This window comes from Prosthecobacter sp. (assembly GCF_044378005.1).
Taxonomy (GTDB): Bacteria; Verrucomicrobiota; Verrucomicrobiia; order Verrucomicrobiales; family Verrucomicrobiaceae; genus Prosthecobacter.
In genome coordinates this window covers 1-10,789 of sequence record NZ_JBILYB010000179.1, presented here as the reverse complement: position 1 = coordinate 10,789, position 10,789 = coordinate 1, and the positions used below count along the sequence as shown (strand labels likewise).

General features: G+C 60.1%; 9 protein-coding genes and 1 pseudogene. All 10 read right to left on the bottom strand.

The window, feature by feature from the left end:
• Window positions 1–219: 219 nt before the first annotated feature.
• On the bottom strand, window positions 220–759 hold the full coding sequence (lspA, locus tag AC6FTP_RS23195; protein ID WP_497209283.1) for a signal peptidase II: 540 nt from the start codon (window positions 757–759) through the stop codon (window positions 220–222).
• Between the two features lie 90 nt (window positions 760–849).
• Window positions 850–2,259, bottom strand: coding sequence for a sulfatase family protein (locus AC6FTP_RS23190; RefSeq protein WP_497209282.1), 1,410 nt, complete (start codon window positions 2,257–2,259; stop codon window positions 850–852).
• 4 nt (window positions 2,260–2,263) lie between these two features.
• A complete protein-coding gene (locus AC6FTP_RS23185; RefSeq protein ID WP_497209281.1) occupies window positions 2,264–3,160 on the bottom strand; it encodes a hypothetical protein in 897 nt (298 codons plus the stop codon).
• A gap of 126 nt (window positions 3,161–3,286) precedes the next feature.
• Window positions 3,287–4,078: a heparin lyase I family protein gene (locus tag AC6FTP_RS23180; RefSeq protein ID WP_497209280.1), complete on the bottom strand. Its 792-nt coding sequence runs from the start codon at window positions 4,076–4,078 to the stop codon at window positions 3,287–3,289.
• 16 nt (window positions 4,079–4,094) lie between these two features.
• Complete coding sequence (locus AC6FTP_RS23175) at window positions 4,095–4,865, bottom strand: hypothetical protein (RefSeq protein ID WP_497209279.1); 771 nt, start codon at window positions 4,863–4,865, stop codon at window positions 4,095–4,097.
• Window positions 4,862–5,620: a hypothetical protein gene (locus AC6FTP_RS23170; protein ID WP_497209278.1), complete on the bottom strand. Its 759-nt coding sequence runs from the start codon at window positions 5,618–5,620 to the stop codon at window positions 4,862–4,864. Before AC6FTP_RS23170 ends, AC6FTP_RS23175 begins: the two co-directional genes overlap by 4 nt.
• 12 nt (window positions 5,621–5,632) lie before the next feature.
• A complete protein-coding gene (locus tag AC6FTP_RS23165; protein ID WP_497209277.1) occupies window positions 5,633–6,850 on the bottom strand; it encodes an outer membrane protein assembly factor BamB family protein in 1,218 nt (405 codons plus the stop codon).
• A 55-nt stretch (window positions 6,851–6,905) separates the two neighbouring features.
• A complete protein-coding gene (locus AC6FTP_RS23160) occupies window positions 6,906–8,216 on the bottom strand; it encodes a carbon-nitrogen hydrolase family protein (protein ID WP_497209276.1) in 1,311 nt (436 codons plus the stop codon).
• Entirely contained in the window at window positions 8,213–10,480 is a 2,268-nt protein-coding gene (locus AC6FTP_RS23155; protein ID WP_497209275.1) for a PVC-type heme-binding CxxCH protein, read from the bottom strand. The genes AC6FTP_RS23160 and AC6FTP_RS23155 overlap by 4 nt, the downstream gene beginning before the upstream one ends.
• Window positions 10,481–10,591: 111 nt before the next feature.
• Window positions 10,592–10,789, bottom strand: a pseudogene (locus AC6FTP_RS23150) (NAD(P)-dependent alcohol dehydrogenase); the annotation flags it as partial.

The window sequence follows — 10,789 nt, the reverse complement described above, 5'->3', positions numbered from 1 at the left end:
AAGTCTTGAAGCTCGAAGCCCCTGAAAAAAGTGCGCGTCCCGCAGCCACTTTGAGGTAAGCATTTTGCAGCACCTCCTCCGCCCGTGAGTGATCCCCGCCACAGCAATGCAGCGCCCAGCCAAAGGCGTCGGGGTGCAGGGATTCGAGTTGGTTGGCAGTTTCTTGCTCCATTCATTTCCCGGTGAGTGATCCGGGACGGAGGGATGTATGACAGCGCCTCAACTTTTCACCACGGGCTTCTGCGGCGGCGGCTCCACAAAGGAAGCGATGCCGAGCAGGATGGCTGCGACGACGACGCAGGAGTCAGCGACGTTGAAGGAGGGCCAGGGATTGAAGGGTGGGAAGCCGAAGTCGAAGCGGAGGAAATCGACGACGTAACCGTCGAGGAAGCCACCACCGAAGAGCACGCCGTCATCACCACGGCGGAAGAGGCGGTCGGTGAGATTGCCGAAGATGCCGGAGATGATGAGGGCGACGGCGGTGCGGCTGAGTTTGCCGGGGAACATGTTTGTCCGCGTGCCCCAGATCAGGAAGACCAGCGCGCTGAGTGAGATGAAGGTGAAGGCGTAGTTCGCGTATTGCGTGCCATTGAACATGCCAAAGGCCACGCCCGTGTTCGCGGTGTGATGCAGCCAGAAAGTGCCTTTGATCACCTCATCCTCGCGCCCATGCAGATCAAAGTTTGCCACGATCCAGCTCTTCGACCATTGATCGAGCAGATAAAGCGGCAGGGAAAGGCAGAGGAGGAGCTTGGTCATGCGGGGCGCACCCATGCATCCTTCGTGTGCTCTGGCAATGCGAAACCTGATTGTGATGATGACGAGAAGTTCGTTCATGTGCCTCAGCCATCACTTCCGCGTGCGGCCATCGTTGCGAGCTTGGGCGAGCTGGGTGCTGAGTTGTTTCACGATCTCAGGATACTCGGAGGCGAGGTTTTTCGTTTCACCCGGGTCTTGAGTGAGATCATAGAGCGTCTGCTGCTTTCCGACTTTGCTCTCCATGAGCTTCCAACGGCCTGAGCGCACAGCGAGAACAACGTCTTTCGTATCACCCTGCATGATGGTGATGGGTCGGATCGGTGTGGCAAGTGATGGATCACGCAGCGCGGGCAGGATGTCGAAGGAGTCCTCGCCAGCGTTGTCGGGCAGCTTTGCGCTGACGATGCTGGTGATGGTGGCGAGCAGGTCGGTGAGGCAGATGGTTTGATCTGAAGTCGAGCCCGCAGGGATCTGGCCGGGCCAGCGGGCGATGAAGGGCACTCGATGCCCGCCCTCGAACGGCGTGCCTTTGCCATCGTGCCAGGGACCGTTCGTGAGATGTCCCATGGCTTTGGCGTCGCGCTTGGCGGTGCGGAATTTCTCACGCACACCACCAGCCTCGCTGGCGAGGTTGAGCTTCACTTTCTGCGTGCCTTTGAAATCATTCGGCGTGCCGCCGTTGTCGCTGCTGAAGAAGATCAGCGTGCGCTCGGAGAGCTTCAGTTCATCCAGCGTGGCGAGGATTTCACCGACGTGGGCATCGAGTTCCTGGATGTGATCGCCGAGCAGTCCGGCCTGGCTCGTGCCACGAAACGCTGCCGCCGGAGTGATGTGCGTGTGCGAGGCACAGGGCGTGAAGTACAGGAAGAAGGGCCGTTCGCGATGTTCGCGAATGAAGCCGATGGCCTTCGCGGTGAGCGTGGTGTCCACCAGATCATCCACACGCGGCTGCGCAACGCCTTCGGGAAATTCGCTGCCTTCCACGAGGCGATATGCCTCACCCGGCTTCCTTCCGGCGATGTCGTGATTCTCGATGAAGACACGGTAGCGGTCATTGTGGTTCTGCGGCACGCCGAAGTGATAATCAAAGCCCACCTCCAGCGGCCCGGTGATGGGCAGCACGTTCCAATCCTTGCTGTAACCGAGATGCCATTTCCCGATGGCCGCCGAGCGATAGCCCTGTGCTTTCAGCATCGATGCGATGTTCAGGCAGTCCTGCTCCAGGTGGTAATCATTCCCCTTTTTGTGCAGCCGCCATGGAGAGCGACCGGTCATCAAACCATAGCGCGAAGGCGAGCACACGGAGGCAGGCGAATGCGCATCTGTGAAACGCACGCCCTCACTCGCCAACCGGTCGATATTCGGTGTTTTGATCTTCGTCGCGCCGTAACAGCCCACATCGCCGTAGCCGAGGTCGTCGGCGAGGATGATGACGATGTTCGGCTGAGCCGCGAAGAGGGCTGGGTAAAGGGCGAAGAGGATGAGAAGCTGGCGGATCACGGTCTTATTTGGAAAGCTCCTTGGTTGCTGCAGTCTTCATCACACCGCTCATCGGATGCTGACTCACGGTATCCCAGGCAATCTGCTGGAGGAGTGTATTGAGCTTGGCTTTGTCGTCATCACTCATGTCCTTGAGGAGCTTGAAAGTGCTGGGCACAGGCAGGCCGACGGGACTCTTGCGGTAGATGACAGCGTAGTGGCAGTAGCTGGAGAGGATTTGCAGTGGAGGGTTGGCATGGCCCCAGTTGTCGCGAAAGAGGTCGGCTTGGACTTTGAGGCCAGGAGCTTCGCCTTTGAGGATTTTTTCACGCAACGTCACCGCCGCCATGCCGACGGGCACGATGAGCACTGCATCCTTGCCGAGACGTTGGTTGATGCCTTGAACGTAGTCTTCGATGTCCTTGGCGTAACGCAGCGTGGCATCGCGGAGCTTGGCGAGGTCGGTGGCGTTGTGATCGACCTTCTTGCGAGTCTGGAGCGGATAGACGGGTTCATACTCGTCATTCGGCATCCAGTATTCCTGCACGGTGATGCGCAGCTCAGGATTGTGCTCAATGCCGAGCTTCACGAACTGCTCGATGGCCTCATCCGGCAGCCAGATGGGCGAAAGCGTGAGCACATCGGCCTTTCCAGCCTTCAAGACCTGCTTCACCGCGCTCTTCTCCTCAGGCACGGCCCAGTGCTTCTGCACCGTGGAGCCACCGATGCTCGAAAGGCCCGCCAGTTCATGTTTGAAACCCGCCGCCAGCGCCATCTCCGCCACCTGGCGATAGGTGAACACATGAAAACTATGCCCACAGGTGGCGATGCCTTGCCCGGCGGTGACCGGCGGCTGCAAATCAGCGGCGCGGGTGATGAATGCGGTGAGACAGAGGGTGGCGAGGAGAAAGGCGGCTTTCATGCCGTCTTAACGTCTGACTTAACTCAAATCGCTCAGCAGGCAGCAGCTCTGGCATCCAGAAGTTGATGATGTGACGGAGAAGGTGCGGCATGGTTGAGGATAGGTTAAGACTAGACGCGGGATGGCTTACCACAGCGGTCGATTCGAGATCGACACATCATCGACATAGAGCGTGTGCGCGTGCTCGGTGCTGCCGTTGGCGGTGAGGCCGACTTCGAGGCGGTCGTAGATGGTTTTGACGGTGGGGAGCGTCTGACCGTACGCGTCGATGATCTTGGTTTCGTCCTGCCAGACTTCCATCACGCCATCGGCCTTCTCCGAGAGAAGGAGATGCACGCGCAGCCGCACCCAGCGGTCGAGTGGAAAGCGCAACGCACGATCAGGTGGCTGGTGAAAGACGGATGATGAGAACCACTTCCCGAGATCAGACGTGATCGCGTCGCCCTTTTGCAAATAGACGCGGCGGCCGGGTGACTGCCATTTGGTGCTCGATTCGAGGTCCCACAGGAAGACGTTCTCTGCACTCGCGCCACCTTTGAGCAAGAACCAGCATTCCGACCAGACGTGATCGCCTTTGACGAAGTGCAATTGCTCCCGCAGCACGTCCGCCTTCGAGGTGACATCATTGCGCTTCACGGTGGCGAAGCATTTCAGCGACTGCCGCCCCGAATGCACGACCTCCGTGGTCAGCTCGTTCGTGCTCTCCTTTGGCACCAATTGCCAGCCGTGCCAGCGCGAGAGATCCTTCGGGTAAAGATCGAGAAAGGCACCCGCGTTTTCAAAACCATCGCGGAAGGTAAATGGACTCTCCTTTCGAACCGGCACGGGCTTGAACCAATCGAGATGCCCAGCGAGCAGGACCGCCAGCGTGACGACGACCACGGCAACGATGATGATCATCAGGCGTTTGAGCTTCATGACCTGGGGCTGGCACTCAGGGCTTCGCTGCGGCATTGAGTTTCACTTTGTTCGCCGCCCACTCGGCATTCGGCAGAGCCTCCCAGACGCGCAGTCGGCGAAAGCTCGCCTCCGTGCCCGCGCCGAGCATGATGCTGTGCTTCGCCGTGCCGATGAGCGGATTTCTCAGGGTGATGCTTTGCTTGTCGAGCGTGCCGACGACTTCGTCTCCGTGGATCTCAAGCACGACGGTGTGCCATTCGTTGAGTTTGATCGGCGTGAGCAGCTTCACGGTGGTGCCTTTCTCACGCTGCTTGGTGGTGGGATTGATCTTGTCCGCGTCATACGGCGTCAAAAACAGCCCGCCCTGGCCGAGGCTGAGCGAGATGACGTAATCTTTCGCATCGGTGGCCTTCACAAACAGCGAGCGATACTTCCGCCCCTCGTCAGGTACGTCGTTCAAGCGCACCTCGCACTGAATGATCACGTTTTGATATTGGATGCCAAACGAGGCCGTGGCCGGATGATTTGCTCCCGGTGTCTCGATGCCACGAAACTCACCCTGCGCGATCTCCCAGCGTCCTCCTTTGCCGCCGGTGGCTGAGTTGTTGTAGCGCCAGCCGGTGAAGCCGCTCGCGAAGCCGACAGGCTTGCCCTTGAATGGTGGAGGCGCTTGAGCGAAGTCCTCACTGGCTAGCAGCTTGCCGCGCGTGGTCATGAGCGTGGCGGGCAAGGTCTCTTCAGCAAACGCCGAATGAGGAATGACGAGGGCGGAAATGGCGAACAAGAGCGTGAGGAGCGGCTTCATGGTGAGGCTGAGATGTTTCGAAAAAATGCCGCGTCGAGTGTCGGATGGATCTGCTGATAAAAACCCAAGACGAGGGCAAGCTTTCGATGAATGGGCGGATACTTCTTCGCGAGCTGCCACAGCGCGGCATCGCCAGTCCAGAGACGGGCGGCATAACCGTTGAAGTCGTTTTCGAGCGTGGACTGGCTGTATTGCGAGAGGAAACCTTGCGCGTTCATCGTGCTGTCGGCCTTGGTGCGGGCTTTGCCTTGCTTCACGGCATCCACGCCATCGCCGAGGTAGGTGAAGCCGGGCGGATTCGCGGCTTTCCACGCGTCTTGATCGAGAAACTGCGGACGGTTACGAATGAGGATGCTGGAAAACTCTGCGTGGAAGACGCTTTCAATGTGCCGCGCCGTGAAACCATTCTTCACCGGGCCGATTTTGACATACACATCCGTCCGCGAGTTCGTGCCGCTGGTGACGACACCGCGATACCGCAGCTCGCCGAGCAGATACAGTGTGCGCAAGTGCTCACGAAGCACTTCCAGTGGATATTTGACCCAAGCGGCATCCATCACGCGCAGTGCATCCTCGCGTCGGTCGTCAGGCAACACTTCGCCACTCGCCGCGATTTTGTTTTCGCGCCAGGACGCGGGAAAAATCGCCGCACCGCCGGAGGTGACCACGCGCACGGGTTTCTCTCGCAGAATGATCGCAAGTTCGTCCGCATGGAGAGAAGCTGAAAGGAAAAAGGCTGCAATAAATCGGCTCATGATCGGATCGGCTCATTCACCCACACACCACAGATACTCCTGCCTCTTCGGGTTGGTTTTCGCGGAGCGGAGATAGAGGCGGTTGTCGCAGATGGCGGGGGTGCTGAAGCATTCGTCGCCGAGCGGGTTTTGGCCGAGGAGGATGAACTTCTCTGGCGTGGCCTCGAAGACGGAAGTGACTCCGGCTTTGCTGGTGACGTAGATGCGTGAGTCGGCCATCACGGGCGAGCCGTAGAACTCGCGATCTACTTTTTCATTCCAGAGTTCTTCGCCGGTGGCGGACTTCCAGCAGACCGCGCGGCCTGCGTCGCCGACGGCGAAGACGTGACCGTTTTTGACGATCATGGAGGGCACATAGGTCTTGGTGACATTCTCCCAGGCGATCTTACCGGAGCCGTCGGCTTCGAGCGCCATGGTGTGGTTCTTCGGATAACCGCCACCGAGGAAAACGCGACTACCATCGGTCACGGCGGTGACGACGGTTTCCTCGGTGCTGCCGTCGATGCTCCAGAGCTTCTTCCCGGTGAGCGGATCGAAGCTCTCGACCTTGTTGCAACCGGCAAGCACGGCCTGGACCTTGCCTGCGGCGTTCACGATGCCGGGTGAGGCGTAGTTCGCCACGGGCGGGCGATCCTGCTGCCACACGATCTCGCCAGTCAGCTTGTTGAGGCCGCTCATCTTGCCGCCACCGCGATGATCGGCAGAGACGAGCACGATGTTTTGATGAATGACAGGCGAGGAACCAAAGCCCTGATGCACCTGAAAATCACACACGCGGCGCTGCCAGAGCTGCTTGCCGCTCAAATCGAGCGCGGTGGTGAAAATGGCGCCGTTGTTGAGGAAGTTCACAAAGAGCCGCTCGCCATCGCTGACGACATCGGACGAGGCCTGCGAGGAGATTTTGTGGCCCTTCGTGTTGAGGTTACCGCGATGCGCCACAGCCTCCCAGAGAGGCTTTCCGTTGCCACGATCAAAGCAGAGCACGAGCTGCTCCTCCGTCTCCACGTCCGCCGTCGCGAGCAGCACCTGATTCCCGACGACAATAGGCGAACCATGCCCGCGTCCGCGAACCTCAGCCTTCCAGACCACGTTTTCGCCCTCGCTCCATTTCACAGGCAGTTTTTGGCCGGGAGCCGCATGGCCATCGCCAGTTGGTCCGCGCCATGCAGGCCAATCGGCGGCGAAAAGTGAGGTGGCGAATGCGGCGAGGAGGAGCGAGGCGAGTTTCATGAGGCTGTGGTGAGAGCATCAGAAAACGGAAGCGCGGGCCGCATCTCGCTTTTTCTCACTTCACCACCTCGCCGCTCACCAGCGGGCGATGACGCGGGATCATGCTGCGGAAGTCACCGAGGTTGTAGGGGCCGAGGTAGGGCTGGTTGAGCGTGACCTCCGCCACGGCGACGGTCCCCCATTTGGGCGTGGTGGCGAGGGGATCGCCGTTGTGATCATAGATGGCGGAGATCATCCAGCCGGAGTCGTGTTCCATGAAGGTGCTGCTGATGACATAGACATGATTTTCACACGCACGGGCCGCGGCGAGCTTCGGATTGCAACCCCAGACAGGCCACGCAATGACCTCCGCACCGTTCTTCGTAAGCTCGCGGGCCACCTCGGGGAAAAAGCCGTCGTAGCAGACCATCATACCGACTTTACCAATGGCGGTGTCGAAGACTGGATAGTCTTTACCGGGGGCGATGCCTTTCGCGGCCTCACCGGGCGGCAGGGAGACTTTGCGATACTTGCCGATGAGAATGCCATCCGGTCCGAGGAGCACCGCCGTGTTATAGACGAGATGCGACTCACGCTCATAAAGGCTGAGCACGATGTGAAGATGATGCTGTTTGGCGAGCGAGCCGAAATACTCGGTGGTGGGGCCAGGGATAGGCTCAGCCGTGGTGATGGGATCTTTGACTGGACCGACCGTCGGCACCGTTTCGCCGAGCACGACGAGATCAGCCTTCTGCCGTGCTGCATCGGCGATGAGCGGCGCAAACTCCTCGCAGTTCTGTCGCGGTGATTTGCCTTGCGGTTTGTAGTGCACCGTCGCCAGCCGCACTTTGCGAGCCTGCGGTGCCTCGGTCTGCGCAAACTCCGCTCCACGCCACTCCACGCGGCCATTCGGTGCCCATTGCAGATGCAGTTCGACAATGGCTCGCGCTGCCTTTGAAGGACTCTTGTAAATGCCACCCACCGTGGTCCAGCCTTGCGCATCCGTCTGCCCATCAGTCGGATATTCCGGCTCGGCACTTGGCATGGGCAGCTTCGGATCGGAGTTCACGGGCCGTTCGTCGATGCGCACCATTTTGCCATCTTTGTCCTGCCATGAAATGCGCACGAGGCAGCTCTGGCGCGGATTGCTCACGCCACTGATCTTCCGCTTAACCTCAAAGCGCTGCCATGCACCGCCCTTGATCTCGAAGCTCTTTTGAAACCAGCCGTCGAGGCCCTCGCGCTGATCGTGCGTAATGATGAGTGTGTCATCGGCTCCGCTGCTGAATTGCGGACGAATTTCCTCGCGCGGACTTTCGGTGGTCCAACCATGGAAATCAGCGGCGTGGAGTGAGACGGTGAAAAGGAGGGCAAGGATGAGTTTCATGGAGGTGATCGAAGAAAGGCGATGATGTTGGCAATCTGCTCGGGCTTCAGGGCATCACCGAGACCTGCGGGCATCAGTGAGACGTTGCGCAGCGTGCGGATGTCGGCGCGTTTGCGCAGCACGGTGCGTTCAGCGCCGCCGGGGAGCTTCAAGGTGATGCTGGTGGGCGAGTCGGAGGCGGTGATGCCGAGGAGGGTTTCACCGCGATGGGTTTTGGCCATGATGGTTTCGTAACCTGGGCGTGCGGCCTCGCTTGGAAACAACACATCTCGAAGGATGACTTCGGGGGCGCGTTGGAACTCAGCATCGAGATCGGGGCCGACGGTGGAACCGATTCCGTGGGACTTGTGGCAGGCTCCGCAGATGGCGGTGAAGAGCGTTTTGCCTTCGTCGAGGTTCGGTTTCTGTTTGAGCGCGGCGAGGATGGCAGGGACGCGTTTTTCCCAGGCGGCGTTTTGCTCGACGGTGGGCGCTGTGGGTGCCGGGACTTCGACGGCGTTCGCGAGAGGTTGGGTGTCTTCGAGGCCGAGCTTCAGAATGTCGTGCGCTTTGCCGCTTTTGACGACGGCGAGGCATTCGGTGAGTTCTTGCGCATTGCCACGAGCGGCAAGGATGCCGGCGAGATTGGCCATGACGGGTTCGCTTTGACCAGGATCAGCGGCGAGGGCCAAAAGGAGGTCTTTTTCGAGCTTGTGAGCTGAACTGGCGATAGCGGCGTCCATCCAGCGCAGGTGACCTTGATTGCGTGCGAGAGTGACGAGCGCGTCGCGTTGCGGTCCGAGGCTCAAAGCGAGCTGGAGGGCGAGTTGGGGCTCCAAATCGGCTTTGGGGTCAATGTCGGAGGTGTCCTCGTTTTCGCGGAGTTGGAGCACTTTGGCGTCGGCAGTGCTCAGCGACGGCTTTTGCCATTTATCCTTCGCTTCGAGAATCCAGATGCGGCCTCGATCACGGCCGTTGATGACGCCGTATTGCTGCTGGAGGTGTCGCGGGATGGCGGAGTAGTCTTCAATGATTTCGCGGTAGAAATCGACGATGGCCATGTGGCCTTCGTGCGTGTGGGCGAGGCTCATGGGATGGAACCACGCATCGCGGGAGGCGAGGAATTCGCGCTGTTCCTCGCCCTTCACGCGTTGCAAGCGCAGGCGGGTGCCATCGCGCACGATGTCGGCGCGGTGGATGAGGTTTTGCGCGGGTTCGCAGACGAAATACTGGCCACGCCAGACGAGCGGTCCACAGGCGCTGGTGAAGTAGCCGGACGCGGCGGCATCGCTGAGGCTGATCTTGCGGTAGAAGGCGAAGTATTCGGCATGTTGCTCGCGCTTCGTGCGCCAGGGATGCGGTTTGGAGATGGGATAGACGCGGGTGTCGTCGCTGGCGGGTGAATCGAGCACCGGCGCGGCGGCATCGGGATTGCGCGAGAGGTAGCGCCACGGGATGGGCGTGACGTAGAGGCCGGGATGCGTGGTGGTGCAGGTGAAGCGCTCGCCGCTGTCAGTGAAGGCCATGCCTATTGTCTTCGTGCTGCCGCTCACGGGCTCGATGGCGCTGCCGTCGGAGCGAATGCGGAAGTCGGTGGCGGGAAGCGTGACGGGCTTTGCCAAATGCGGTCCGGTGATCTCGCCTCCGGCCCAACCGCGACCGAAATAGAGCCAGCCATCCGGTCCCCAAGTCGGTGCATTGATGCCGCGCTCCAGATTGCCAGTGCCAAAGCCCGTGAAGAGCTTTTCGTTCACGTCGGCGTGGTCATCGCCGTCACTGTCTTTGAGGAAAACGATGTGTGGTGCACAAGCGACGATGATGCCGCCATTCGCAGCGGCGATGCCGTAACACGGCGGCAAGCGATCCGCCCACACGATGGCCTTGTCCATGACGCCGTCGCCATCGGTGTCGCGCAGGAGCTTCACGGTGCCGTAGGTTTCGGTCTCGGCTTTCTTCTTGGCTGCCTCGCTGGCCTGGATGCGGCGCACTTCGAGGTCGAGCTGGCCGGATTTGTTCAGCTCGTCGATGTCGTATTGACCTTCGACGTTGTAGCCGTGCAGTTCGCAGACAAAGCAGCGGCCTTTGTCATCCCAGCAGATGCCGCTCGGCTCGGCGATGAGCGGTTCGCTGGCGAGGAGGCGGATGGAATAGCCTGCGGGCAGTTGGAACAGCTTCGCGCTTTCCGCTGGCGAGAGCGGCGGCTGCGCGTCGTCAGGCTTTGGGATTTCGCCATTGGCGGACGGCCAAGCGAGCAAGAGCAGCAGAAGATGGAGACGACGAATCATGGCGGGCCATGAATTACGCATCATTGGCGACACTTCTCTGGCTATGGGCTGAGAGAATGTCGTCGTGAGGGGAAAGTCTCCGGGAGCTTCGGAAGCTTCTACCCCGTGCATTTACCCGTTCTTCAGCGAGGCCATGTCGATGGAGAAGCGATACTTCACATCGGACTTCAGCAGGCGCTCGTAGGCTTCGTTGATCTGCTGGATGGCGATAACCTCGACATCGGAGACGATTTGATTCGCGCCGCAGAAGTCGAGCATCTCCTGCGTCTCGGCGAGGCCGCCGATGAGCGATCCGGCGAGGCGTTTGCG

Coding starts and splice junctions, on each gene's coding strand:
- AC6FTP_RS23155 (WP_497209275.1), bottom strand. CDS start 10,480: ATGATTCGTCGTCTCCATCTTCTGCTGCTCTTGCTCGCTTGGCCGTCC.
- AC6FTP_RS23170 (WP_497209278.1), bottom strand. CDS start 5,620: ATGAGCCGATTTATTGCAGCCTTTTTCCTTTCAGCTTCTCTCCATGCG.
- AC6FTP_RS23160 (WP_497209276.1), bottom strand. CDS start 8,216: ATGAAACTCATCCTTGCCCTCCTTTTCACCGTCTCACTCCACGCCGCT.
- AC6FTP_RS23185 (WP_497209281.1), bottom strand. CDS start 3,160: ATGAAAGCCGCCTTTCTCCTCGCCACCCTCTGTCTCACCGCATTCATC.
- lspA (WP_497209283.1), bottom strand. CDS start 759: ATGACCAAGCTCCTCCTCTGCCTTTCCCTGCCGCTTTATCTGCTCGAT.
- AC6FTP_RS23175 (WP_497209279.1), bottom strand. CDS start 4,865: ATGAAGCCGCTCCTCACGCTCTTGTTCGCCATTTCCGCCCTCGTCATT.
- AC6FTP_RS23180 (WP_497209280.1), bottom strand. CDS start 4,078: ATGAAGCTCAAACGCCTGATGATCATCATCGTTGCCGTGGTCGTCGTC.
- AC6FTP_RS23165 (WP_497209277.1), bottom strand. CDS start 6,850: ATGAAACTCGCCTCGCTCCTCCTCGCCGCATTCGCCACCTCACTTTTC.